19 protein-coding genes are annotated in these 25,787 nt (G+C 43.4%); 13 read left to right on the plus strand and 6 right to left on the minus strand.

Going from position 1 to position 25,787, the window contains the following annotated elements; all coding sequences use genetic code 11:
* Nucleotides 1–346: 346 nt before the first annotated feature.
* Nucleotides 347–3,880, minus strand: coding sequence for a methionine synthase (gene metH, locus V7K85_RS01315; RefSeq protein ID WP_334810863.1), 3,534 nt, complete (start codon nt 3,878–3,880; stop codon nt 347–349).
* A 180-nt stretch (nt 3,881–4,060) separates the two neighbouring features.
* Here metH and V7K85_RS01320 point away from each other — a divergent pair, with 180 nt between their 5' ends.
* From V7K85_RS01320 to V7K85_RS01350, 7 genes are all read left to right on the plus strand, one after another.
* Entirely contained in the window at nt 4,061–4,387 is a 327-nt protein-coding gene (locus V7K85_RS01320) for a hypothetical protein (protein WP_334810864.1), read from the plus strand.
* A 135-nt stretch (nt 4,388–4,522) separates the two neighbouring features.
* Complete coding sequence (locus tag V7K85_RS01325) at nt 4,523–4,843, plus strand: hypothetical protein (protein WP_334810865.1); 321 nt, start codon at nt 4,523–4,525, stop codon at nt 4,841–4,843.
* Between the two features lie 31 nt (nt 4,844–4,874).
* On the plus strand, nt 4,875–5,297 hold the full coding sequence (locus tag V7K85_RS01330) for a DUF488 domain-containing protein (RefSeq protein WP_334810866.1): 423 nt from the start codon (nt 4,875–4,877) through the stop codon (nt 5,295–5,297).
* 438 nt (nt 5,298–5,735) lie between these two features.
* Nucleotides 5,736–6,362, plus strand: coding sequence for a DUF4126 domain-containing protein (locus V7K85_RS01335; protein ID WP_334810867.1), 627 nt, complete (start codon nt 5,736–5,738; stop codon nt 6,360–6,362).
* Between the two features lie 110 nt (nt 6,363–6,472).
* Nucleotides 6,473–6,703 (plus strand): hypothetical protein, encoded by a 231-nt coding sequence (locus V7K85_RS01340; protein ID WP_334810868.1) that lies wholly within the window; start codon nt 6,473–6,475, stop codon nt 6,701–6,703.
* 168 nt (nt 6,704–6,871) lie between these two features.
* Nucleotides 6,872–9,523, plus strand: coding sequence for a COR domain-containing protein (locus V7K85_RS01345; RefSeq protein WP_334810869.1), 2,652 nt, complete (start codon nt 6,872–6,874; stop codon nt 9,521–9,523).
* Between the two features lie 484 nt (nt 9,524–10,007).
* Nucleotides 10,008–10,889, plus strand: coding sequence for a peptidoglycan recognition protein family protein (locus V7K85_RS01350; protein WP_334810870.1), 882 nt, complete (start codon nt 10,008–10,010; stop codon nt 10,887–10,889).
* 61 nt (nt 10,890–10,950) lie between these two features.
* Here the strand turns inward: V7K85_RS01350 and ribBA are convergent, their stop codons facing one another.
* Nucleotides 10,951–12,624 (minus strand): bifunctional 3,4-dihydroxy-2-butanone-4-phosphate synthase/GTP cyclohydrolase II, encoded by a 1,674-nt coding sequence (gene ribBA / locus V7K85_RS01355; protein WP_334810871.1) that lies wholly within the window; start codon nt 12,622–12,624, stop codon nt 10,951–10,953.
* A gap of 379 nt (nt 12,625–13,003) precedes the next feature.
* On the opposite strand from ribBA, the gene argC reads away from it, so the two are divergent.
* Complete coding sequence (gene argC, locus V7K85_RS01360) at nt 13,004–14,062, plus strand: N-acetyl-gamma-glutamyl-phosphate reductase (RefSeq protein ID WP_334810872.1); 1,059 nt, start codon at nt 13,004–13,006, stop codon at nt 14,060–14,062.
* A gap of 223 nt (nt 14,063–14,285) precedes the next feature.
* On the opposite strand, the gene eno is transcribed toward argC, so the two are convergent.
* Complete coding sequence (eno, locus tag V7K85_RS01365; RefSeq protein ID WP_334810873.1) at nt 14,286–15,575, minus strand: phosphopyruvate hydratase; 1,290 nt, start codon at nt 15,573–15,575, stop codon at nt 14,286–14,288.
* A gap of 316 nt (nt 15,576–15,891) precedes the next feature.
* On the opposite strand from eno, the gene gloA reads away from it, so the two are divergent.
* Nucleotides 15,892–16,326 carry a lactoylglutathione lyase gene (gloA, locus tag V7K85_RS01370; protein WP_334810874.1) on the plus strand — a complete coding sequence of 145 codons (435 nt, stop codon included), beginning with the start codon at nt 15,892–15,894 and terminating at the stop codon, nt 16,324–16,326.
* Here gloA and V7K85_RS01375 read toward each other — a convergent pair.
* Nucleotides 16,320–16,475, minus strand: coding sequence for a hypothetical protein (locus V7K85_RS01375; protein ID WP_334810875.1), 156 nt, complete (start codon nt 16,473–16,475; stop codon nt 16,320–16,322). The two genes, gloA and V7K85_RS01375, sit on opposite strands and share 7 nt — an antisense overlap.
* A 468-nt stretch (nt 16,476–16,943) precedes the next feature.
* Here V7K85_RS01375 and clpB point away from each other — a divergent pair, with 468 nt between their 5' ends.
* Nucleotides 16,944–19,610: an ATP-dependent chaperone ClpB gene (gene clpB, locus V7K85_RS01380; RefSeq protein ID WP_334810876.1), complete on the plus strand. Its 2,667-nt coding sequence runs from the start codon at nt 16,944–16,946 to the stop codon at nt 19,608–19,610.
* A 38-nt stretch (nt 19,611–19,648) separates the two neighbouring features.
* Here the strand turns inward: clpB and V7K85_RS01385 are convergent, their stop codons facing one another.
* On the minus strand, nt 19,649–20,374 hold the full coding sequence (locus V7K85_RS01385; RefSeq protein ID WP_334810877.1) for a class I SAM-dependent methyltransferase: 726 nt from the start codon (nt 20,372–20,374) through the stop codon (nt 19,649–19,651).
* A gap of 399 nt (nt 20,375–20,773) precedes the next feature.
* Here V7K85_RS01385 and htpG point away from each other — a divergent pair, with 399 nt between their 5' ends.
* Both htpG and rpmB read left to right on the plus strand, forming a co-directional pair.
* Nucleotides 20,774–22,765, plus strand: a complete 1,992-nt coding sequence (gene htpG, locus V7K85_RS01390; RefSeq protein WP_334810878.1) for a molecular chaperone HtpG — start codon at nt 20,774–20,776, stop codon at nt 22,763–22,765.
* A 173-nt stretch (nt 22,766–22,938) separates the two neighbouring features.
* Nucleotides 22,939–23,175 (plus strand): 50S ribosomal protein L28, encoded by a 237-nt coding sequence (gene rpmB, locus V7K85_RS01395; protein ID WP_334810879.1) that lies wholly within the window; start codon nt 22,939–22,941, stop codon nt 23,173–23,175.
* A gap of 125 nt (nt 23,176–23,300) precedes the next feature.
* Here rpmB and V7K85_RS01400 read toward each other — a convergent pair whose 3' ends face one another.
* Complete coding sequence (locus V7K85_RS01400; RefSeq protein WP_334810880.1) at nt 23,301–23,450, minus strand: hypothetical protein; 150 nt, start codon at nt 23,448–23,450, stop codon at nt 23,301–23,303.
* A 43-nt stretch (nt 23,451–23,493) separates the two neighbouring features.
* Between V7K85_RS01400 and topA the strand changes: the two genes are divergently transcribed.
* A complete protein-coding gene (topA, locus tag V7K85_RS01405) occupies nt 23,494–25,662 on the plus strand; it encodes a type I DNA topoisomerase (RefSeq protein ID WP_334810881.1) in 2,169 nt (722 codons plus the stop codon).
* Nucleotides 25,663–25,787: the final 125 nt, after the last annotated feature.

Here is a 25,787-nt window from a genome sequence, read left to right on the forward strand (position 1 = left end):
ATAAAGTGGCTACAAAAAAAGATAATTTACTTCAAGTTATATCATTGATGAATTGTTGATTTTATCCGGTAAACACTGATTTTTTCAGAATTATTTAATTCAAGTCTAATAAAGAATAAGAACAGAACTTTACAGTAAAATTGCGGAAATGTATTTTATTTGAAGGCAAATTTATGAATATTTTGTTAGCAGAGCAAGCTTATAATACCCACCTGTTAAAGGAAAGATATCAGTTTGGTGCAAAATAATCAGATATAGCGGTTCTCACTTCGGTGCAATACTGTTGGAACCTCACCCCGCCCTTCGGGCACCCCTCTCCTTACTTAATAAGGAGAGGGGATATGAATTAGGCGCTAAAGTATTTTGCTACTGGGTGGTAAGCAATAATCGCAGTAGTAGACTGTTCTGGATAAAGTTGTTCACTTTCATCCATATACAAGTTAATTCTGTCAGTCCCCAATAACTCTAGCTGCTTGTACTGGTCTTGGATATTTGGGCAAGCTGGATACCCAAAGCTATACCGTGAGCCACGATAACGTTGTGCCAATATATCCCGAATATTATCGGGTTCCTCAGCAGTAAAGCCTAACTCTCGGCGAATTCTGGCGTGTGTCCATTCAGCCACAGCCTCTGCCACCTGCACCGCCATGCCGTGGAAATACAGGTAATCTGTGTATTGGTTGGCAGCAAATAGCTTTTGAGCGAACTCTGTTGCAATCTCCCCTACAGTCACCGCCTGCATTGGGAAGACATCAATAATTCCCGACTCTTTCGGTGCAAAGTAATCTGCTATGCACAGCCGCCTTAAAGACTTTTGTCTGGGAAACTCGAAAGTTGCAACTTGTTGTGATTGGTTTTCTGAGTCATATATATGTAGAGAATTTCCTTCAGACTGACAAGGGAAATACCCATAAATCACTTGGGGATGCAACAGATTCTCTTCAATAATCCGCTGTTTCCAAGTTTCTAAAACTGGGTACACTTTCTCAGCTAAGAAAGCCTGATATTCTTCCTTAGATTGCTCCTTTGGCTTGCGGAATTGCCACTGTCCAGCAATCAAAGCTTGTAAATCTAAATGCCAGAATATTTCCTCAATGGGAATATCATTAGGCTGCAATAACTGCGTTCCCCAAAAAGGCGGTGTCGGGCGTTCAATATCTATCGCCACAGCATCAGAACGTTTTGTATCTACTTCTTTTGGTTGAGCAGATGCTGTTTCCTCAGCAGTTGTAGCTTTTGGTTCTTTGTGACCATTCGTCGAAATTTCAGCAGTTTCGGCAAATTCATCCAAAAATCCCTGCAAATCATCCCAGTTACCAGCAGTCTTCGCTGGCATTAATTTATCCATGAAGTGCAAGTCAGAAAAGGCATCTTTGCCATAAACAACCTTACCTTTGTAGGTTTTTTGGCAATCTTCATGCACAAATTTGGGAGTCAGCGCTGCACCACCTAAAATCACGGGGACACTAATTCCTTTTTCGTTGAATATCTCCAAATTCTCTTTCATGAAGGCGGTGGATTTTACCAGCAAACCACTCATGGCAATACAATCAGCTTTGTGCTCTTCGTAAGCTTTGATGATGTTTTCCACCGGCTGCTTAATTCCCAGGTTAATCACCTTGTAGCCGTTGTTGGATAAGATGATATCTACCAAGTTTTTACCAATATCGTGGACATCACCTTTCACCGTGGCAATAATAAAGCTTCCCTTCCCATTGTGGCCAGATTCAGATTTTTCCATAAACGGTTCTAGATAGGCTACCGCCGCTTTCATGGTTTCCGCAGATTGCAAGACGAAGGGTAACTGCATTTGTCCTGAACCGAATAATTCCCCGACAACTTTCATGCCATCTAGCAGGAAGGTGTTGATAATTTCCAAGGGGGGATATTCTTCTAAGGCTTTTGTGAGATGTTCTTCTAAACCAATGCGTTCGCCGTCGATGATATGGCGCTTGAGTCGTTCGGGGATGGGGAGACTTTCATCTAAGGAGCGATCGCGTTTTGTCGTCACCCCGGCAAACACTGTGGTAAGCTCTCCCAAGGGATCGTAAACGCAGATGTTACCCTCAAACTTTCGCTCGTCATAAATCAACTGGCGACAAATTTCTTGATGGCGTTCTTCAATCTTAGATAACGGTAAAATCTTGTTAGCACTGACAATGGCTGCATCCATTCCTGCCGTCGTCGCCTCGTGCAAAAACACTGAGTTCAGCACCATCCGCGAGGCTGGATTCAAACCAAAGGAAATATTGGAAACACCTAAAATCACATGACATCCAGGCAATTCTTGACGAATTCGCCGGATAGATTCGATTGTGGCTTTACCGTTTTCTCGGTCTTCTTCAATCCCGGTGGAAATGGGTAACGCGAGGGTATCAAAGAAAATTTCTGTGGGAGGTATGCCATATTCTACAGCTTGACGGTATGCACGCCTCGCGATCGCAAACTTTTTATCTGCTGTCCGCGCCATCCCATCTTCATCGATAGTACCAATGACTATGCCAGCACCGTACTTTTTCGCCAACTCCAGCACTTTCAAAAAGCGCGGTTCCCCGTCTTCGTAGTTGGTGGAGTTCAGTAAACACTTACCACCGGCAACCTTTAAACCCGCTTCCATCTTTTCCCATTCGGTGGAGTCAAGCATTAAAGGCAGTGTCACATTATTAACAATGCGCGAAACTAATTCGTGCATATCTCGCACGCCGTCGCGTCCCACATAATCGACGTTGACATCGAGGATGTGTGCGCCTTCTTTTACTTGCGCCCTCGCCATTGAAACGAGTCCATCCCAATCTTCGGCATTTAGCAAATCGCGGCACTTCTTGGAACCACTGGCGTTGAGACGTTCGCCAACAATCAAGAAGGAATTATCTTGGTCATAGGGCTGAGTGGTGTAAATTGATGCTGCTGCGGGTTCTAAGCTAGGTTGTCTAACTTTTGGCTTCAGGTCTTTAGCAACTTCTGCCAATTGTTGAATGTGTTCTGGACGTGTCCCACAGCAACCCCCAATCACTTGGACACCCAAATCTTCAACAAAATGCATCAGCGACATCCGTAATTCCAACGGTGTTAGGCGGTAGTGTGCTTGACCACCGACGTTTTCAGGTAAACCTGCGTTGGGAATACAGGAAACGATAAAAGGTGAATGTTCTGCCAGATACTTGATATGTGGTTTCATCAAGTCTGGGCCTGTGGCACAGTTTAGACCGAGAATGTCAATTGGGTAATGTTCCAGAATTGTCAGCACAGCACTGATTTCTGAACCTACCAACATTGTGCCCATGCTTTCCATTGTCACAGACACCATCAACGGACGGCGATCGCCTTTTTTGGCAAACACTTCTTCAATGCCATTCAGCGCCGCTTTAATTTGCAGCACATCTTGGCAAGTTTCCACCAGAAATAAATCGACGTCACCATCCCACAGCGCTTCTGCTTGTTCAGCAAAAGTAGCTTTCATGGTGTCAAAGTCAATATGTCCCAAGGTAGGAAGTTTAGTTGTCGGGCCGATGGAACCTGCCACAAATCGGGGTTTTTCTGGTGTGGAAAATTCCGCAGCGACACGCTTCGCCAATTCGGCGGCTGTCTTGCTGAGGTAATACGCTTGATCTGCCAAGTCATATTCTGCCAGCACCAGGGACGTACTGCCAAAGGTATCGGTTTCAATGACATCTGCACCAGCGGCGAGAAAGTCTCGGTGAACCTTAGCGACAGCTTCGGGTTTCGTGTGGACTAAGTATTCGTTACAACCTTCATACTGTGGGCCGCCGAAGTCTTCAGCAGTCAGGTTTTGGGTTTGGAGGTTGGTTCCCATCGCCCCGTCGAAGACGAGGACTGGGCTATCTGGACTACGCAGGCGTTCAAGGAAAGGATGAGTCATATTTTCCTAGAATAAATGAGCAAATCAAGTGAGTCTTGTGATACTCTACTTACTTTATTATTTTCCAAAATTTTGGAAGTTTCGGCAGTATGTAATGAAAAATTTTTGATGCCGTACTGGAATTACTTATGTGTCTATAATATCACTGTATAGTGAGCTAGTTCATATAGAGGTTGTTCTATGGAAAGAAGGAAAATTTTAATTGCAACTAGAACATACCCTTCAATTAGCACCAAATATCAAGAAACAGTCTGTACAGCAGGAGTTTTGTTAGATGAAGACGATCAACCAGTTCAATGGATTCGCATTTATCCCATTCGGTTTCGTCAATTAGATTTTGATAAGCGTTATCCAAGATGGTCAATTATAAGTGCTAAAATAGAAAGAAATGACAAAGATTATAGAGAAGAAAGTTTTCGTATAGATGATTCTTCGATAGAAGTCATACGAAAAATTGATACTAGCAAAAACTGGGAAGAGCGAAAAGCCTTGGTTTTGCCACTATAATTCAAATCTATTCTGGATATTAAAGAGCAAGGTAAATCTCTCGGTATTATTAAACCACAAACTATAAAAAAATACTTTTGCAAGAAGGAAATAGAACGGGAGTGGAAACCAAAACACCAAGCAATATTAGATCAGATGGACTTGTTTGAGCCTTCAGTACAGTTAGATAAAATTCCTTACAAGTTTGGTTACGAATTTTTTTCTAAAGATGGAAAGAAGCATCGTTGTACAATAAATGATTGGGAAATTCAACAACTTTATAGAGGCTGTAGAGATAGATCAAAGGAAACAAGTATGGAGAATAAAGAAAAGGAGGCTTTAGAAAAAGTACGCCAAAAATTAGAAGAAGAATTTTTAAGCAAAAAAGATTTATACTTTATTATGGGAAACCTAAAAAACCACAAAAATAGCTTTATGATTATTGGGATATTTTACCCACCAATAATAAAAATATAATATTTAAACTTTATTGTTCCAGGAATTAAAAATGAAGATTAAAGATATTGCCAAAACAAGATGCATACTTACCTTCGGATATGGTAATCGCAAAGACTACGATGCCTTCTTGGAATACCTGCAAAAGTTTGATGTCGAATGTGTTGTTGATGTGAGGATGGTTCCTCGTGCTTGGAGTCGTAAATGGTACGGCGACAAAATTAAAATATTCTGTGAATTAAATAATATTGAGTATATTTCTAAAACCGCTCTAGGTAATACATCTGGTAAAGAAAATTGGATTCCAGTAAATCAAGAAGAAGCAGATAAAGCTCTACATGAAATTGCACAAGTTGCTCAAACGGGTAATGTTTTACTCTTGTGTGCTGAAATGAACCCGAATCGCTGTCATCGGAAAGAAGTTGCTGATTGCTTGGGAAACTTAGTATCAATGCCTGTTAAGCATTTAGAGTAGTAAGGGACTTCCAAATAAAAAAATATCCCAAAACTGACGCAAAAATCCTCTTTATTTCTCCTCTCTCTGTGTTCTCTGCGTCTCTGTGGTTCGTTTATTTGGATAATTTATTTCTTGGAAATCCCTAAACTAAAATTTTCTCGATACTTAGGGAAGAGTGTTTAGTAATCTCATTTCACAAGAGACGATCGCCTGTAGCGTTGGTGGTGCCGCAGCTACGCCCGCCCTTAGACATCGCTATTATCAGGTGGGCAATATTATAGATTTATTGTAGGGGTATGGCATTGCCCATTGACAGAGGTGAGGTTTCACTGATTCTACACATAGCCAGATGAAATATTTTCATCAAGTTTCTTATCTTAGGATCAGAACTTAGAGTTGTCACTTTGTTCAGCTCAAAGATGGAAAAAACACCAAAAGTATAACTTGAGTCCCACTATGGATTTAATTTCTTTGTTCAACCTAAATACATTTATTGAATTATTACTGGGGATTAGTTTGAGTGCGGCGGCTGGCTTCAGAGTATTTGTACCACTGCTAGCATTGAGTGTAGCTTCAGTTTTTGGACATTTTGATTTGCCGACTGACTTTGATTGGCTGGAAACACCTCAAGCTTTAATTGTATTTGCAGTCGCTTGTTCGCTGGAAATTATCGGTTATTACATTCCTTGGTTGGATCATCTGCTGGATATTGTTGCCACACCTGCGGCATTTATCGCCGGGACAATCGTAACAGCATCTGTTGCTCCAGAGATGAATCCATTGGTGCAATGGACGTTAGCTTTAATAGCAGGTGGTGGAACGGCAGGATTAACTAAAGGATTAATGAATACATTGCGGATAAGTTCTACAGGCGTTTCAGGTGGATTAACCAATCCTGTTGTGTCAACCATTGAGTTGGTTATGGCAATTGCACTGTCTGTGCTGGCGCTAGCTTTACCAGTGGTATCAGGAATAATCGTGATTGGTTTTCTAATAATAGCTATTCAAAGAATCTGGAGTTTCTTCAATAAACCATCTTCTCAAACTAACGAAACCGTTTCTCCATCAAGAGAATTGGGATAAGTACTTATGGATTTGTTTCAAAACTGCGTAGGTGTAGCCCGTCGTAGACATCGCAATTATAAAGCGATCGCAGTCGTAGGGTGTGTTAGCGCGAAAGCGTAACACACCCTTTGAACTCCGTTAATGAGTCTTTGATACTCGCCGACGAGTCTTTGATACTCGTGAACGAGTCTTTGATACTCGCCGACGAGTCTTTTATACTCGTGAATGAGTCTTTGAACTCCGTTAACGAGTCTTTGATACTCGTGAGAGAGTCTTTGATACTCGCCAACGAGTCATTTATACTCGTGAGCGAGTCTTTGAACTCCGTTAACGAGTCTTTGATACTCGTGAATGAGTGAATATTGTTGCAAGGTTAGCGATGTCTACGACTGGCTACGCCTACGCACCCTGCTAATTTAAATATTACAGCCGTTTTTATGGACATGAACATGGTAATCCAATCTGTAACGCTTAGTTACGATATACTACTTTAGTAAATATTGCTACAAAGTTGGTGAGGTTTGCAGGTGACAAACGAAGAACTGTTGCAAATTATTGAACAAGCTGCCAAGGAAAAGGTAATCATGTTATTTCTTCAAGGAAATCAACTAAGTAGCCTTCCATCAAAAATCTGCCAACTCTCCAACCTAAGAACTCTAGACCTCTCTACCAATCAACTAAGCAGCTTGCCGTTAGAAATCTCCCAACTCTCAAAATTAACAACTTTATTTCTCCGAAATAATAAACTAACCAGCCTACCGCCAGAGATCGGTCAACTCTCCAACTTGACAACGCTATACCTCGATAACAATCAACTCAGCAGCCTGCCGCCAGAATTCAGCCAACTCTCCAACTTGACAACGCTATACCTCGATAACAATCAACTCAGCAGCCTGCCGCCAGAAATCTGCCAACTCTCCAACTTGAGAACGCTAGACCTCTCTAACAATCAACAATTAAGCTCGCCGCCGCCTGAAATTGTCGAGCAGGGAATGCAGGCAATTTTCACTTATCTTCGAGAAAGGTTAGAGGGTAGCCAACGGCAGTGGGTTTCTAAACTGCTAGTTGTCGGTGAAGGAGGAGTGGGTAAAACATCCTTGTTAAGAGCATTACGCGGTGAAGAGTTCGACACCCAGGAATCTACTACTCATGGTATTGAAATTAAATGGCTCGATTTAAGCCATCCCAGCAAAGTAGGTACTAACATGCATCTGAAAACCTGGGATTTCGGCGGACAGGAAATCTATCATGCTACGCATCAATTCTTTCTCACCAACCGCTCCCTATTTTTACTCGCCTGGAATGCTCGACTAGGATTTGAGCAAGGTAAACTCTATTACTGGCTAGATACTATCAAAGCCTTAGCCCCAGAATCCCCAATTTTACTTGTCGCCACCCACATCGATGAACGAGATGCCGACCTTCCCATAGTTGAGTTACGCCGCAAGTATCCCCAGATTATTCAACACTATAAAATTAGCTCTAAATTCATCCGAGGTGTTGAAGAACTGCGGCAAGCAATTGCTGAAGCAGCCGCTAAGTTACCTTTAATGGGGGAAATCTGGCCTACCACCTGGCTAAATGCTGCCAGTGCCATCCGCACCCAGCCGAAAAAACAAATCACACCCCAACAATTGTGGGACATCATGGCTGATTCCCAAGTTGCTGATATAAGCAAGGAAGTGCTGGCGCGATGGCTGCATGAATTAGGTGAAATTCTTTACTTCCAAGACAACGAAGAACTTAACGATACCGTTATCCTCAAGCCACAGTGGGTGACTGAATATATCAGCAAAGTTTTGGAAAGCAAAGACGTAATCAAGCGTTGTGGTATTTTCACCCGTGAGGAAATGAATCAACTTTGGCGCGACTTAGATCCATCCATGCGGGATCACTTCCTGCGCCTCATGGAGCGTTTTGACCTTTCCTACCGCACTCAAGAAAATCGGGATCTCAGTCTGGTGGTGGAACGTTTGCCCCTCGACGCGCCTAATTATGAACAGGAATGGCAGCAAATTAAACAAACAGGAGAGTGCCATGAAATTTCGATGAAATTCCAACTCAATACTATTCCTGCGGGGATTCCCACTTGGTTTATTGCGCGTCAACACCGCTTCACAACTGGCATCCATTGGCGGAACGGTGTCTTATTTGCTGATTCTGAGAAAAAACATTTAGCTTTAGTGCAAGCATTTAAGAGCGATCGCTATTTGCAATTAACAGTCCGAGGAGCATACCCCCAGAATTTCTTTGCGCTGCTCAAAGATGGTATTGAACTAACTCTGGCAAGGTTTCCAGGATTGCAGATTCAACGCTTTATTCCCTGTCCTGGTCATGATGGGGAAGCATGTATTTACCTCTTCAACTATGCAAATTTAGAGAAAGCTATTACTAGACATCCACCAATTATAGATATGCAATGCCAGGAAAGTTTTGAGACTGTTGCAGTGTCATCTCTACTTTTCGGGTTGGATTGGCGCACACAGGATAAAGTGCTATCACGTATTGACCAGTTAGAAAAAACAGTTGTTGACACAGTTGTTGGTGGACAGGAAGCAATTCTTGATCAACTCAACAATATGAGGGAATTTATGCAGCGGGAATTTACCAATGCATTCCGCCGTGAACAAGCAATCATAGATTCTCACTGTCCCAATGTCTTTGTGTTGCGTCTACATGGCGATAAAGCTTGGAAGAGGAATCTAACTGGACAGAAATTAGATTTACAACTCTATTGCCAAGCACCAGGCTGTTGGCATCCCACCCAAGAGGGCGGTTTATATGAAATAAATGAACCTGCTAAATGGTTGAGAGCGATCGCACCCTATCTTGGTAGGTTATTTCGCGTCTTGAAATATGCTGCACCAATAATTGGCCCTTGGCTGGGTGTGGTAGATCCCAAAGAATATGAAATGCTATTCAAAAATGACTTAGAACTATTTAAAGAAGTAGCAGCAAAATTACCTGAACTCAAACAATCTGAAGATTTAGAATTAGCAGAAAAAATTCCTAGAGGTGAAAATTTAGATCCAGAACGCGCCGATGGTGCTGGTTTACGTGCCTTGCGTCAACTTTTAGATGAAAACAGATCCACAGCAGCACTGGGGTGGATTAAAGAACGTCTTGACTCCAGAGGGACATTACCTGTGGCTATGCGAACACCACGCATCAGAGTATAAACGCTAACTATTTGAGATTTGAGATTGTGATCTTGAATTGTAGAGACGTAAAAATTCGCGGTGTCCAGATCCCCGACTTCTTAAAGAAGTCGGGGATCTAATTTCACGGCAGCAATGGTTTTGAGAGCATTTAAATAGCTCCATAGACAGAGGAAGCATCTAAAACAATTACCTAGCATTTCAACATATACTAGTAACGTATTTTTCACTAAGATTAAGGTATTATAGCGATTCTCGTTTGGATACCATAGGCGGCAGGGGTTAAAAGAAGTGCGCCCAATACGGTTCGGTTAAGCTGCACAGTCCTTAAAGATCCCCCTTAGTCCCCCTTAAAAAGGGGGAAATAGAGCCATTTTCAGCCCCCCTTAAAAAGGGGGGTTGGGGGGATCAAGTCTTATCCGAACCGTATTGGAAGTGCGGCTCTATGAAAAACACGCCAGTTTAGCTATAAGTTAATATCTACCGTTTTACGGGTGTTAGAAAAATGAGGTTTACAGACTGGGCGACTAGGGTGCTATTAATCTCGCTGATGTTCATGGCTCTAATTGTAGTGCTGCTAATTGGACGAGCGACAAAATTACACAATAATTCGATAACATACCATACATCCAATCCACGGGTTACAGCCTGGAGTCAATATCCTCAGGTGCAATTCCAATCAGCGAAAAGCTCAGAGAAGAAATCTCAACGTGTTCTCAAGTCCCCAATCAAGATTAACAAGAAGCCTATAGCAAGGTACGTAACCACTCAAGCTTTTGCACAGTACAGACCTAATTATCAAGTTGCTTCGGTTGACCCAAGTAACTATGGAGAACGGTACGCCCAAGATGTTAACGGCTTAACTCTCAGCAACCAACCGATTATCGTCCTCCATGAAACTGGTTATTCTGCTTCCAGTGCGATTAATTTCTTTCAAGTAGCCCATACCGATGAAACTGTGCAAGCAAGTTACCACGCTTTAATCAAGCTAGACGGAACGGTGATTTATCTAGTACCGCCAGAAAAGCGAGCTTTTGGTGCAGCTAACTCGGTATTTGAGAGTCCAGAGGGAGTGGAAACTGTGCAGACTAATCCGAATTTACCAGCATCTGTGAATAATTTTTCTTATCACGCTTCTTTGGAAACACCGCCAGATAGTTATGACAGTAGCAGCCAAGAAACCCATAGCGGCTACACGGAAGCTCAATACAATTCTCTTGCTTGGTTAATTGCTCAAAGTCAAGTCCCAGACTATCGTATTACTACCCACCATCTAGTAGACCGTTCCGGTAAAAAAGTTGACCCGATAAATTTTGATGGGAATAAATTTCTGAACTTACTTAATACTTATCGTCAGGTTAGACCAATCTATAGAGTAAGTAAATAAAAAGTTGTGCCGTACTCTCGGCGATAACACCGCCTTGTATATTGAAAGAAAATTATCGAAGTTATTTGCTAAAGCTATAAATTTGCTGCGTCTCCAGGCGATCGCTAATCGATGAAGGCAGTGTACCATCCGAGAATGTCTGTCGATCCAGTTGGACTTGTAAATTACTCAAAGGATCGCAACCAGAAGAAATCAGAAATTCTAGTTTCTGGATGTAAGGCAAAGTTGCTAGGTTGTCCAGAATTTGGAAGATTGCCTGTATATAAGGATGACCACTTTGGCGATACCAATCGCAGCTAGCAACTTTTGCCTGATCAAAACCCAAGTGTACTGTTAAAGATGGCTCGTCAAATATAGCGATCGCTAAAGGACGCGCTTCTTCCTGTAACAATAAATCATTACTTCTGGCTAAGTGTCGCAGTTTTTCTAAGCGTTCATAACGTTCCGTCACCGCTTCCGGGTCATCTTGCCAATGAATTGCTACTGTTACCAAATAAGTCTGTAACAGCATATGACCCAGCTTTTTCGCCTTTGTCGCCAGATAATAAGAATTGTAGTCATTGGCCTCAATTAACAATGGCAAGCGATCGACTACTTCCAACCCATAGCCCTTGACTCCAGCAATTTTGCGGGGATTATTGGTAATCAGGCGAATCTTTTTGATGCCCAAGTCCATGAGCATTTGTGCCCCCATCCCGTAGTCTCGCAAGTCAGCGGGAAATCCTAAACGCTCATTCGCCTCTACTGTATCCAGTCCCATATCCTGCAATGAGTAGGCTTTCAGCTTGTTAATCAAGCCGATTCCCCGTCCTTCTTGACGCAGGTATACAACTACACCTTGCCCAGCAGACTCAATCATTTTCAGTGCGGCTTGTAATTGCATCCGACAGTCGCAGCGCAAAGAACCCAAAGCATCACCAGTTAAGCATTCTGAGTGCATCCGCACCATCACAGGCTCATCTTTGAAGTTAGCTGGATCACCCTTGACAATTGCAACGTGTTCTGTATTATCCAGAGTGTGGCGATAGGCGTAAATTTCAAATTGACCGAACTGACTAGGTAGCTTGGTAATCACCTCACGAAACACTAGGCGATCGTGCTGTAGGCGATAACTGATTAAATCCGCAATACTAATAATTTTTAAATTGTGACGTTTAGCATATTCAACTAACTGCTGCAACCGCGCCATTGAACCATCAGAGTTTTGAATTTCACAAATGACCCCAGCTGGGTATAGCCCTGCGAGTCGAGATAAGTCCACAGCAGCTTCCGTATGTCCTGCCCGTTTGAGTACGCCTCCCTCCTTAGCCCGAATCGGGAAAATGTGACCAGGACGACGTAAATCAATAGGTTTTGTGGCTGGGTTGAGAGTAACCTGGATAGTGCGGGCGCGGTCTTCGGCTGAGATGCCTGTAGTCACGCCCAAATCTGGACCAGCATCAATACTAACAGTGAAGGCAGTTTGGTTAGTATCAGTAATGTTGCTTACCATCAAGGGTAAGTCTAGCTCGTCTAGGCGATCGCCTGTCATTGCCAAACAAATCAGCCCTCTAGCTTCCACCGCCATGAAATTAATCGTGTCGGGTGTGGCAAATTGGGCAGCACAAATTAAGTCGCCTTCATTTTCTCTATTTTCATCATCTACCACTACAATGACGCGACCAGCTTTTAGGTCTGCTAAGGCGGCATCAATCGAATCAAATTTAAAAGCTTGTGTAGTATTAGGCTGTGACACAGAAAGATTTCCAGCTACCAACGTAAATTTTTTTAACAATTTCTTCTTTTAGATTGTAGCTCCTTTATCAGGCAGAGAAGTAGACTAGCAATGATTTGATCACGTGGCAAAAATTTCTGTCATTAAGATTGGGGTTTAGTAATAGAGTGCAGCCAGAGTTAAACACTCACTGCGTAAAGTCAAGAGCAAAGCCAGAGACGCTCCGCCTCCTGTCAAAGGTCAAGTATCAAAAACTGTTAGACTTTTGACTTTTTTGGACTTTTGACTTTCCAAAACAAAGTGGAGGGGTTTGGGGCATTTTGTGCGCTGCGCGTCTAGTCGCTGATATTGTTGATAGCTGAGAACGAATTAACCATTCATGGGATAAGGATTTCAGATCATGGGCAAATTTAGACGCGTACCCGTTGGGATTGTTGGCGCGTCGGGCTATGGCGGAGTACAGTTAGTACGACTACTGATGGATCATCCAGAAGTCGAACTGGTTTATTTAGGCGGTGAGAGCAGTATCGGGAAATCCTTCGGGGATCTCTACCCGCATCTGGCTCATGCAGCTAATCTGCTAATAGAGGCGGTAGAACCAGAAATAATTGCTCACCGCTGTGAAGTAGTTTTCCTGTCTTTACCAAATGGTCTGGCTTGCCAAATCGCGCCCAAACTGTTAGAAAAAGGCTGTAAAGTACTGGATCTGAGTGCAGATTATCGGTTCAGTGATTTGACAACTTATACAAATTGGTATGGCACAGAGAGAAGCGATCGCCCAATTGCAGCTACAGCAGTTTATGGATTACCAGAACTTTATCGCGATCGCATTGCCGAAGCTCAACTCGTTGGCTGTCCTGGTTCCTATCCCACTGCTAGTCTCCTTGCACTTTCGCCACTCTTAAAGCAAGGTTTAATCGTACCAGAAACAGCTATTATCGATGCCAAGTCTGGCACATCTAGCAGTGGACGGCAAGCTCAAACTAACTTATTACTAGCTGAAGCCGACAATTCCATAGCAGCTTTCAATGTCGGCCGTCACCGTCATACCCCAGAAATTGAGCAAATTTGCAGTGACTTAGCTGGTCACGAACTGATGATCCAATTTACACCCCACCTTATCCCAATGGTGCGCGGTATTTTGGCAACGGTATATGCCACACTGCGAGATCCTGGTCTAGTCCGAGATGACTTAATCACAATTTTCTCCGCCTTCTACCGCAACTCTCCTTGGGTGAAAATCTGCGGTAGCGGCGTTTATCCCCAAACCAAGTGGGCTAACGGCAGCAATCTTTGTTATATCGGTGTAGAAGTTGACCCGCGCACAGGTCGCGTGATTGTCATGTCAGCAATTGACAATCTAATTAAAGGACAGGCGGGTCAAGCGATTCAGTGTCTAAACTTGATGATGGGCTGGGATGAAACCTTGGGGTTGCCCAAGTTGGGATTTTATCCTTAAATCAGTTAGGAGTTAGGAGTGATAAGTTATGAATTAAAAACTCTTAACTCCTAACTCTGTCAATTTTAGATTTTGAATTTGGGATTTTGGTGAAGCAGCGCGGTCTTCTCCCAAGGGGAGAGGCTAGCGCCAAGGGGGTTTCCCCCATGAGTGACTGCACCAAGCCGAAGGGATTGAAGAAAAAATCTAAAATCTAAAATCCAAAATTGAATGACTCCTAACTCTACTTCGGCCCTAAACCCACAGCACCAGCATAAACGGCGCGATCGCCTAGTTCATCTTCAATTCGCAGCAAGCGATTATATTTTGCTACGCGTTCGCTGCGACAGAGGGAACCTGTTTTGATTTGACCGGCACGGGTTGCTACGGCTAAATCGGCGATCGTTGTGTCTTCTGTTTCACCAGAACGATGGCTAATTACTGAACGGAAACCGTTACGAGTTGCCAAATCAATCGTTTCCAAGGTTTCGGTGAGAGAACCAATTTGATTGAGTTTAATCAAAATAGCATTAGCGGCTTTTTCCTGGATGCCTCTTTGCAAGCGTGTGGCGTTGGTAACAAACAAGTCATCTCCTACCAACTGCACCCGCGAACCTAACTTTTGGTTGAGCAATTGCCAACTTTGCCAGTCTTCTTCATGCAAGCCATCCTCAATTGACACAATTGGGTATTGATCAACCAGTTGAGCAAGGTAATCAATAAACTCTGTGGCGGCGTGAGGTTTACCATCGTAGACATACTGTCCATTCTTGTAAAACTCACTAGCCGCCACATCCAATGCCAAAGCTACTTCTTCCCCTGGCTTATAACCAGCTTTCTTAATGGCAGCAACTAGCAATTCCAAAGCCACCTGATTGGATTCTAGGTTAGGGGCAAAGCCACCTTCATCGCCTACGCCAGTAAGCAACCCTTTCTCATCCAACACCTGACTGAGGGTAGCAAACACCTCTGCACCCCAGCGCAACGCTTCCCGGAAGGAAGTTGCCCCAATTGGGACAATCATAAACTCTTGAAAATCCACGTTGTTTGATGCGTGTGCCCCACCGTTAATCACATTCATCAGCGGCACTGGCAACAAATTCGCTAAAGGACTACCCAAATAGCGATATAGGGGAATTGCCAAAGACTCAGCACCAGCTTTAGCTGCTGCTAGGGAAACCGCCAAAATCGCATTAGCCCCCAAATTAGATTTGTTAGCAGAACCATCTATAGCGATCATCGTGCGGTCTAGCAGTTCTTGGTTGAGGGCATCCAAGCCTAACAATTGGGGAGCAAGTGCTTCTTTGACGTTTTGTACTGCCTTGAGTACGCCTTTGCCCCCGTAACGGCTTTTATCGCCATCACGCAGTTCGTGAGCCTCAAAAGTGCCAGTAGAGGCACCACTCGGAACCTGCGCCAGTCCTACAACACCGTTGGCTAAATGCACTTCGGCTTCAATTGTCGGTCTACCCCGTGAATCGAGAATTTCGCGAGATGCGATCGCCTCAATGGCAGTATCTAAAATGTTAGTCATCTGTGTTTTGTCCTTTATTCGAGTGCGTTCTTAGCCTTTATCGCACACAGTCCAGTAGCTAACCCAATCGCTAGCATAGGCGTTTAAGTGACTTTGTAGGCTGAGATTAAAGAAGATTTCCAGAGTTGGAGTCAACTAACAGGAGAGTTGATCAGATTCTGCAACCCGCCTACACGGGATTTACTTATGTAGCAGCGAATTAAATAGACTTATTTGTGGTTTATCTGTTAATAGATGCAACATCTGAGTTCTTGAACTCCTTTAAAATGTTGTTGGCAGAGAGTAACACTAAATCAATTACACAGAACAAGTCAATATGCGATTACTACACACAATGCTGCGGGTGGGCAACCTTGAAGAGTCCTTAAAGTTCTACTGTGAAGTTCTAGGAATGAAATTACTGCGCCGAAAAGATTATCCCGGGGGAGAATTTACCCTGGCTTTTGTTGGCTATGGCGATGAAAGCGATGAGGCGGTGATAGAACTAACTTATAATTGGGGGGTGGAAAAGTACGAATTGGGTAATGCCTACGGTCACATTGCCCTTGGCGTTGATGATATTTACGCTACGTGTGAGGAAATCCGCAATCATGGCGGTAAAGTCGTGCGCGAACCAGGGCCGATGAAACATGGTTCGACAGTAATTGCTTTTGTGGAAGATCCAGATGGATATAAAATTGAATTGATTCAACTGGGAACTCAAGGGTCAGCAGTCAAACAGGAATCACAAGAGCAACTTGTGAGTCAGTAATTCTTATAATCAAGAATATAAATGATGGAGTTGAGCATCACTAGTGCTGAGTCACCAAAGTTCAGAGCAGCGGTTTCCGTCGCTCCTACTTTTGCCTGAGTGCGGAGTAACAACTCTATCGAAGGCAATAAAGCGATCGGAAAATCCACACCGATGTCTTGAAAAGTTGAGCTAGATACGGGGAGATTGATTCTTCCTGCCCACTGGCATCTCGTACCGGGAAACCCAAACGCGCCAGACTTTTCGCTTTTTGCCTCCCCTTTTTAGGCGGGTTACGGGATCTTCTCTGAGTAAATTTTATTAGTATTATCCCTATCCTGTCGTTGATCAGCAACACTAATAGCGTCACCGCACAGCCCGTCGTAAACATCGCTCCACTAGCAGCATTTGGCAAAGTCTGCTCAGAACAGTGTTTTCGTTTTAAATTAAGAAATGGGTAATGGATCAAACTATCACCAATTACTAATCCAAAATTGCCACCGGAGATACACGCGGATATACGCTGAGAATGTTTGGATAATTATCTGGGTACTAAGGAGTAGGGTTACAACCACTCCGTACTCCCTTTAATAATCCCCAATCCCTAAACTAAAAATTCAAAATCCAAAATTCTAAAAATGCAACCTACAGATCCCAATAAATTTACTGATAAAGCCTGGGAAGGAATTGTTAAATCTCAGGATATAGTCCGTGCTTATCAACAACAGCAACTAGATGTTGAACATTTAATTATTGCCCTGCTAGAAGACCCCACGAGTTTAGCAATACGTATCCTGGCTCGATCTGAGGTCGATCCAATCCGCTTCCAACAGCAGCTAGAAGCCTTTACCCAACGTCAGCCGAAAGTTGGTAAAAGCGATCAGCTTTACCTTAGCCGCAGTTTAGATGTTTTACTAGACCGAGCTGAGGAAGCTAGAGCCAGGATGAAAGACTCCTTCATTTCCGTGGAACACATACTCTTGGCCTTTGCTGAAGACGATCGCATTGGACGAAAGATATTCAAAGGCTTTAACGCGGATACAGCTAAACTAGAAGCTACTATTAAAACCGTTCGCGGTAGCCAAAAGGTAACAGATCAAAGCCCAGAATCCCGCTATGAAGCCTTACAAAAATTTGGTAGAGATTTGACAGAACAGGCAAAAGCTGGAAAACTCGACCCGGTGATTGGGCGGGATGACGAAATTCGGCGGGTAATTCAAGTATTGTCTCGTCGGAGCAAAAATAACCCCGTATTAATTGGTGAACCTGGGGTAGGTAAAACTGCGATCGCCGAAGCTTTGGCACAGCGGATGGTAAACGGTGATGTTCCTGAATCTCTGAAAAACCGCCAACTCATCTCTTTAGACATCGGTAGTTTAATTGCTGGGGCAAAATTGCGAGGAGAATTTGAAGAACGCCTGAAAGCAGTCCTCAAAGAAGTTACGGAATCTAACGGGCAAATTGTCCTGTTTATTGACGAATTGCATACCGTAGTCGGCGCCGGTTCCAGTCAACAAGGGGCAATGGATGCCGGAAATCTGCTCAAACCAATGCTGGCGCGGGGAGAACTGCGTTGCATTGGCGCAACTACCCTCGACGAATTCCGCAAACACATTGAGAAAGACGCTGCCCTAGAACGCCGCTTTCAGCAAGTATTTGTAGATCAGCCAAGTGTGGAAAATACTATTTCCATTCTTCGAGGATTGAAAGAACGCTATGAAGTCCATCACAACGTCAAAATTTCTGATTCGGCTTTGGTAGCAGCAGCAACTCTGTCAGCACGTTATATTAGCGATCGCTTTTTGCCAGATAAAGCCATTGATTTAGTAGATGAGGCAGCAGCACAGTTGAAAATGGAGATTACCTCCAAACCAGCGGAATTGGAAACCATTGATCGCCGCCTCATGCAGTTAGAAATGGAAAAGCTGTCATTAGCTGGCGAAGAAAAGGGTACTCCCCAAACTAAAGAACGTTTGCAGCGAATTGAGCAAGAAATCGCCAATTTAACGGAAAAACAGCAAATATTTAATGAGCAATGGCAAGGTGAAAAGCAGATATTGGAGGCGATAAGCGCCTTAAAGAAAGAAGAAGATGCGCTGCGAGTGCAAATTGAACAGGCGGAACGTGCCTATGATCTGAATAAAGCTGCCCAACTCAAGTATGGCAAATTGGAGGGAGTGCAGCACGAGCGCGAAGCCAAAGAAGCGAACCTTTTAGAAATTCAAAACCAAGGTTCCACGTTGCTGCGAGAACAAGTCACCGAAGCTGATATTGCGGAAATCGTCGCTAAATGGACAGGAATCCCCGTCAATCGCTTGTTGGAATCAGAACGGCAAAAATTACTGCAACTAGAAAGTCATTTACATCAACGAGTCATTGGGCAAGAAGAAGCTGTAGAAGCGGTAGCAGCGGCGATTCGCCGCGCCCGTGCGGGGATGAAAGATCCCTCGCGTCCCATTGGTTCATTTTTGTTTATGGGTCCCACGGGTGTGGGCAAAACCGAACTCGCTCGCGCTCTAGCTCAGTTTCTCTTTGATTCTGATGATGCATTGGTGCGCTTGGATATGTCTGAGTATATGGAAAAACACTCAGTTTCTCGGCTGGTGGGAGCGCCTCCAGGATACGTAGGCTATGAAGAAGGCGGTCAACTTTCCGAGGCGATTCGCCGCCGTCCCTACTCTGTGGTACTACTGGATGAAGTGGAAAAAGCGCACCCCGATGTGTTCAATATTTTATTGCAGGTGTTAGATGATGGGAGAATTACTGACTCTCAGGGAAGGACGGTAGATTTTCGCAACAGCGTTATTGTGATGACCAGTAACATTGGTAGCGAACATATCTTGGATGTATCTGGTGATGATTCCAAGTATGAAACGATGCGGATCAGAGTAATGGATGCTTTGCGATCGCATTTCCGCCCGGAATTTATCAACCGCGTCGATGACATTATTCTCTTCCATACTTTAAATCGCACGGAAATGCGGCATATCATCCGTATTCAACTCAAACGGGTAGAAAATCTTCTGCGCGAGCAAAAAATCTTCTTTGAGATATCCCAATCAGCCTGCGATCACCTTGTTGAATCAGGCTATGACCCAGTTTATGGTGCCCGCCCACTCAAACGGGCAATCCAGCGAGAAGTAGAAAACCCCCTTGCCACCAAGTTATTGGAAAATACTTTTATCTCTGGAGACACGATTTTCATTGACAAAAATGAAACCGGTCTGTCTTTTAGCAAAAAACCACCTGTGAAAATTTCAGTAAATTCAGCTACTGTCCACTTGCTGAAATCAACACCTGAATAATCAAACTAGAGACGTACCTTTACGGCGCGTCTCTACATTTAGATTTTTCTAAAAATACCAACCCAGCCGTCTTTTTTGCCCAACCAGCCCCCTGATATTAGACATAACAATGTGCTAACAAAATCTACAACCTGATAAACCTTTGTAGTCCAGCTTCTAACGTATTTTCCTCTCACAAAAGTCAATCGATACTGTCTCCGGCGAAACTTAAGGTCTGTTAAGCTAAGTTTATTTCGCGAATAATATTGAACTTGAGTGGCAGCTTTACCGAACACCATGATGATGCTAAGGGGAGAATATGGTTTAATATGGTCAAAATCATCATAAAAAGATTTAGTTAACAAGGGAGTAGCAATGATTAAATATCCACCCAACTTCAGTTTGTCAAGATAAGCATCCATAAAATCTTTTAAATCAGATGGATGAAAATGTTCAATAATATGAGACATTAGAATAATATCAAACTGGTCTGTATTTTGAGAAAATTCTTCTACTGTTATACAGTCCAGACCCTGCTTTTTATTGGCTTCAACAAGCTGGGGATTTACATCTACACCTAATACTTCATAGCCAGATGAAGTAATTCCCAGCATTTTATGCCCATAGCCACAACCAACATCTAAAACCTGACATCCTCTCTGATGATTATTGGAGTATTTCTTAAGAAAAGTTAGGATGATTGGCAGATCGTAATCATGGTTAATAACTGAATAATAAAATTCTTTCACTTGTTCATATACTTTGTTAAGATGAGGATTACTCATAGTCTTATACTCCAGGAGTTTTAGAAGATAAATTTTCAGAGCAGTAGATTCAAAAACTCACATTTCAGCTAAAGAGGCAAAGAGAATTATAGCGATTCCCATTTGAATGAGTGTACAGAGATAGGGGCGCAAAGATGTCTGTCTACAAGAGCATCTGTATTCATCTATGGTTAATTATTTCTTTTTGTACCTTACCCATGCAGGAACCGATATATTTATCGTTAACAGCCTTTCCAGTGTTAATGACAGTGGTTATCTAAAGTTATGTTACATCTGTGTTAGTAATAAGTAGGGAAATCCGAATCTCTTATGTGCAGATATCCTCGACTACTCATGAGTGATTACCTCACAAACAGCCGTTAAAATCCTTATTGAGAAACTTTTATTTAATTAAAAACCATGCTGGAACAAGGAACAATCAGTATTCATACTGAGAATATTTTCCCGATCATTAAGAAGTCGCTTTACTCAGATCACCAAATCTTCTTGCGGGAACTGGTATCCAACGCTGTAGACGCCATCCAAAAGCTGAAAATGGTATCCCGCGCCGGAGATTATGCTGGAGATATCGGCGAACCAGAAATTGAAATTGCCATTGACAAAGATCAGAAGACTCTCTCCATCTCCGATAACGGTATCGGGATGACCGCAGAAGAAGTTAAGAAATATATCAATCAGGTTGCCTTCTCTAGTGCTGAAGAATTTATTCATAAGTATGAAGGCAAATCAGATCAACCGATTATTGGTCACTTCGGTCTTGGCTTCTACTCCTCATTCATGGTGGCGCAAAAGGTAGAGATTGATACCCTCTCATATCAAGAAGGGGCGCAGGCGATTCACTGGACTTGCGATGGTTCCCCAGCTTTCACTCTAGAAGAGTCGCCCCGAACAACTCGCGGCACCACTATTACTCTCAGCCTGCAAGGAGAAGAGGAAGAATTTCTAGAATCAGCACGAATTAAAAATCTTGTCAAGATATACTGCGACTTCTTGCCAGTCCCAATTAAACTCGATGGCGAAGTATTAAATAAGCAAAAAGCACCGTGGCGAGAGTCTCCGAGTAATCTTACTCAAGAAGATTATTTAGAGTTTTACCGCTACCTGTATCCTTTTCAGGAAGAACCACTATTATGGGTACATCTAAATACAGACTATCCCTTTATCATCAACGGGATTCTGTATTTCCCGAAAATGAAGCCGGATGTAGATGTTACTAAAGGGCAGATCAAGCTATTTTGCAATCAAGTTTTTGTTAGCGACAACTGCGAAGAAATTATTCCGCAATTTCTAACTCCAATGCGGGGTGTGATTGATAGCACGGATATTCCCCTGAACGTATCGCGCAGTGCCTTGCAAGGCGATCGCACCGTGCGGCGAATCGGTGATTACATTGCCAAAAAAGTAGGCGATCGCCTCAAAGAACTTTTCCGCGATAATCGCCAACAGTACATTAGTGCTTGGAAAGACCTCGGCACATTTGTGAAATTCGGCGTTCTCAACGACGAGAAATTCAAAAAACAAATCGAAGATATTATCGTCTTCCGCACCACCGCCAAGCTGACAGAAAAACCTGCTGCGGAAACTCCAGTGGTTGAAGTCCAGTCTTCAGAGGGGGATGCTTGGCAAGATGTAACTCCTCCCTCACCTAGTCCTGAAAACTCAGCACCCAGCGCTCCTTACACCACGCTGAAAGAGTACCTAGAACGCAACAAAGAACGCCACGAAAACCGAGTTTTCTACAGCACCGATGAAGCAACCCAAGCTACTTATATAGAATTGCACAAAAATCAAGGCTTGGAAGTCCTGTTTATGGACTCCTTCATCGACACCCACTTTATCAACTTCCTAGAGCGGGAATATCAGGATGTTAAATTTACGCGGGTGGACTCCGACTTAGATAATACCCTGCTGGAACAAGACAAAGCTACGGAAATTGTTGATCCCAAGACGAACAAAACTCGGAGTGAGACGATCAAAGAGTTATTTGAGAAATCCCTCAACAAACCCAAACTCAACATCCGCACCGAAGCTTTGAAATCAGACGATCCCCAAGGGACACCACCTGCGATCGTGCTTTTACCAGAGATTCTCCGCCGGATGCGAGAAATGAATGCGATGATGCAGCAGCAGACAGTAGATTTTCCCGAAGACCACATTTTGCTGGTGAATACTGCTCACCCGTTGATTCAAAATCTGGCAAATCTTAACCAAGGTACTATTATTCAAGGTGACGGTGAATCGCCTACAGATCAGTTAGTGAACTTGATTTGCCAACATGTCTACGATTTAGCGCTGATGTCTCAGAAAGGGTTTGACGCTGAGGGGATGAAATCATTTGTGGAGCGATCGAATGAGGTACTCACCAAGCTGACGGAACAAGCTAGTAAATAGTGCTGAGGCTGAGTTAGGAGTTAGGAGTTAGGAGTTAGGAGTTAGGAGTTATTTCTCCCCCTGCTCCCCCTGCTTCCCCTGCTTCCCCTCCTCCCCATCTCGTCTCCTACTTCTGTTGCCTAAGACCTAAAATGGAAAGGCTGTATTAAAATAACAATCTGGAGATACTTGCTATGTCCCGTCGCTGTGAATTAACTGGTAAGAAGGCAAATAACGCCTTTGCTGTATCCCACTCCCATCGTCGTACTAAACGCCTTCAGCACGCCAATCTGCAAAGCAAGCGTGTTTGGTGGCAAGGCGGAAATCGCTGGGTGAGATTAAAGCTGTCTACCAAAGCAATCAAAACCTTAGAAATTAAAGGGTTAGAAGCAATGGCAAAAGAAGCTGGCATTAACCTGAATCATTACTAAGTAATGTATATTTCATCACCTGAGACTTTCATAAAGTGGAATACAGGTGATTTGTAGGGGCGCACAGCTGTGCGCCCCTACTATTTAATATCAAACCTAATCTCACAAGGTTGTTGAGGCTAAAATCATAGTATTTGAGCCAGTTCCAAGGGCGATCGCTGTTGCAGGGGTATCGCGTTGTGATGATTTACCTCTAAACTGAGTTGAGCAATTTCCAAAGCTTTTTGGTAGAGTATTCTAGAAAATCCAGATGACGAGAATAGGCGAACGCTCATCGCAATTGCCAGTTTATTGCTCAAAATCGAGAACGCAGTTGCTATGATCAAACGCCTGCTTGTGGTAGAATCTCCGGGAAAAGTCAAAAAACTCAGTCAAATTCTGGGTTCAGATTGGAAAGTTCTAGCCAGTTGTGGTCACATCCGAGAACTTAGCAATGAAGGGGACGATTCCTTGGGCTTCGTCATGGACGGCAGTAATGTCCGGTGCAATTACGTGCCGCGTGACCAACGAGCAAAGGAAACAATCCAGAAGCTCAAGTCTGCGGTGAGGCAGGTTGATGAAGTTGTCTTAGCAACTGACCCAGACCGGGAAGGCGAAACAATTGCTTGGCATCTCAAAGAAACGCTGGGTTTAAGGGAACCGAAACGAGTAATTTATACTGAGATTACAGCATCTGCGGTGCAAAGTGCGATCGCTAATCCCAGAAAGCTAGACCAAAACTTGATTGGTGCTGGGCTGTGCCGAGATTGCCTAGACAAGTTGGTGGGTTACAAAGGTAGCCCTTTAGTTTGGGCATTGAATAACGGGGCTAAGAGTGTTGGCAGAGTCCAAAGCGCGACGTTGCACTTGATTTGTCAGCGAGAAACCGAAATTCTGGCTTTTGTTCCCCAAGATTACTGGAGTGTCTGGGTAGATTATGCTGAAGGATTTCGGGCTTTTTACAAAGGGACGGTCAATTCTGCAACAGATGCAGCAGACCAAGAAACTGAAACTCACGATGACGCGAAGGTAAATAATAGTACGGAAACACCGGAGTCTAAGCGCGTTCTTTCGGAAGCAGAGGCTACACGTATAGTTGAAGAAGCACTACGGCATCCTCATCAGGTTATTCATTTTGAAGGAAAAATCGTTAACCGCCAGCCACCTCCACCATTTACAACTTCCAGCCTTCAGCAAGCAGCCGGTTCAAAGCTGAGGTTTGCTCCTGACAAAACCATGCTTGTTGCCCAAAAGCTGTATGAGGCAGGGCTAATCACATATATGCGAACAGACTCAGTGATGCTGAGTCCAGAATTTTGTGCCAGCGGCCGTAAATGGTTAGAGCAAAATGATCCGCAGAATATACCGCAGCAAGTCTCCAAACATCGCAGTAGCAAATCGGCTCAAGAAGCACATGAAGCGATTCGTCCAACGGATGTGTTCCGTCCTTCAGTTCAATTGCGCTCTGAACTTCCTGATGATCAGTTTAATCTATATGTGATGATCTGGAAACGGTCAATTGCCTCTCAGTGTCGTGCTGCCCAATTGCGTAAAACTTTGGTGATTACTCAGTCTGGTTCTCTACTGTGGTCAGCCAGAGGGCAAGTGATTGAATTTTACGGTTATGCCCGGTACTGGAACAATCTCAGCAAGGATAGTATTTTACCTTCATTACAACAGGGACAAGCATTGAAACTGGAGAATGCTGGACATGAGCAGAAGCAGACCCAGCCACCACCCCGTTATAGTGAACCAAAATTAGTGCAACTGATGGAACGTAAAGGAATTGGTCGCCCAAGTACCTATGCTCCTACTGTTGCTACCTTAAAAAAACGAAATTATGTCGAGTTGAACAAAGACCATCTTCAACCGACAGCGTTGGGGTTAGAAGTTGATGCGTTTTTGCTCAAAGCATTACCGGATTTACTAGAGGCGGAATTCACAGCAAAAATGGAGGATGCTCTTGATGCAATTTCCGAAGGAAAAAACTCTTGGCAGCATTATTTAACTAGTTGGAATCAGAATTACTTTCTACCAGCGCTCTCCAAAGCTAAAACTGTTGTTGCAAGTTCCTCAACAGGTAAAGCTAATGGGATAAGTGAGCGCAAATATGAAACTTCCAAGACGCGATGCCCTGAATGCAAAAATTTTCTCGCCAAAATTCCCAGCAGTAAGGTTAAAAAGAAATATTTTCTCAAATGCACAAAAGGCTGTGAAAATGTCGTGCTGTTTTGGAGCGACTTTAACAAAACTTGGCAGCCACCACAAACTAAAACAGTCCAAGCTGAGAATCAACAAAAGCCTCCCGTCAAGATTACCATATATCCCTGCCCAGTATGTAAGAAACCTCTAGACGAATACAGTTATATCAAAGAGGGTCAGAGTAAGACAATGTTGCGATGTTCTAACCCACAATCGCGTAAGGATACCAAACATAAAGATGTGGCTTATTTCAGTACGCAAAAAGGGTGGTGGAGTCCTAAGTTTGGGGAGATATCAAAAACTTAACTAATTTTAGCTATTAGTATTGCAGGTGACTAAGTAAAACGGCGTGAAAAAACCAAACTATGTAAAGATAAATAAATACGGAGAATGTATCTACTGAGGTAAGTAAGATATGGGTGCGCGTATAA

The sequence above is a fragment of the Nostoc sp. genome (genome assembly GCF_036917615.1).
GTDB lineage: Bacteria > Cyanobacteriota > Cyanobacteriia > Cyanobacteriales > Nostocaceae > Nostoc.

Bases quoted from the DNA above. Each gene is read 5' to 3' on its own strand.
- metH (WP_334810863.1), bottom strand. From the start codon at position 3,880: ATGACTCATCCTTTCCTTGAACGCCTGCGTAGTCCAGATAGCCCAGTC.
- V7K85_RS01320 (WP_334810864.1), top strand. From the start codon at position 4,061: ATGGAAAGAAGGAAAATTTTAATTGCAACTAGAACATACCCTTCAATT.
- V7K85_RS01325 (WP_334810865.1), top strand. From the start codon at position 4,523: ATGGACTTGTTTGAGCCTTCAGTACAGTTAGATAAAATTCCTTACAAG.
- V7K85_RS01330 (WP_334810866.1), top strand. From the start codon at position 4,875: ATGAAGATTAAAGATATTGCCAAAACAAGATGCATACTTACCTTCGGA.
- V7K85_RS01335 (WP_334810867.1), top strand. From the start codon at position 5,736: ATGGATTTAATTTCTTTGTTCAACCTAAATACATTTATTGAATTATTA.
- V7K85_RS01350 (WP_334810870.1), top strand. From the start codon at position 10,008: ATGAGGTTTACAGACTGGGCGACTAGGGTGCTATTAATCTCGCTGATG.
- argC (WP_334810872.1), top strand. From the start codon at position 13,004: ATGGGCAAATTTAGACGCGTACCCGTTGGGATTGTTGGCGCGTCGGGC.
- eno (WP_334810873.1), bottom strand. From the start codon at position 15,575: ATGACTAACATTTTAGATACTGCCATTGAGGCGATCGCATCTCGCGAA.
- gloA (WP_334810874.1), top strand. From the start codon at position 15,892: ATGCGATTACTACACACAATGCTGCGGGTGGGCAACCTTGAAGAGTCC.
- clpB (WP_334810876.1), top strand. From the start codon at position 16,944: ATGCAACCTACAGATCCCAATAAATTTACTGATAAAGCCTGGGAAGGA.
- V7K85_RS01385 (WP_334810877.1), bottom strand. From the start codon at position 20,374: ATGAGTAATCCTCATCTTAACAAAGTATATGAACAAGTGAAAGAATTT.
- htpG (WP_334810878.1), top strand. From the start codon at position 20,774: ATGCTGGAACAAGGAACAATCAGTATTCATACTGAGAATATTTTCCCG.
- rpmB (WP_334810879.1), top strand. From the start codon at position 22,939: ATGTCCCGTCGCTGTGAATTAACTGGTAAGAAGGCAAATAACGCCTTT.
- V7K85_RS01400 (WP_334810880.1), bottom strand. From the start codon at position 23,450: ATGAGCGTTCGCCTATTCTCGTCATCTGGATTTTCTAGAATACTCTAC.
- topA (WP_334810881.1), top strand. From the start codon at position 23,494: ATGATCAAACGCCTGCTTGTGGTAGAATCTCCGGGAAAAGTCAAAAAA.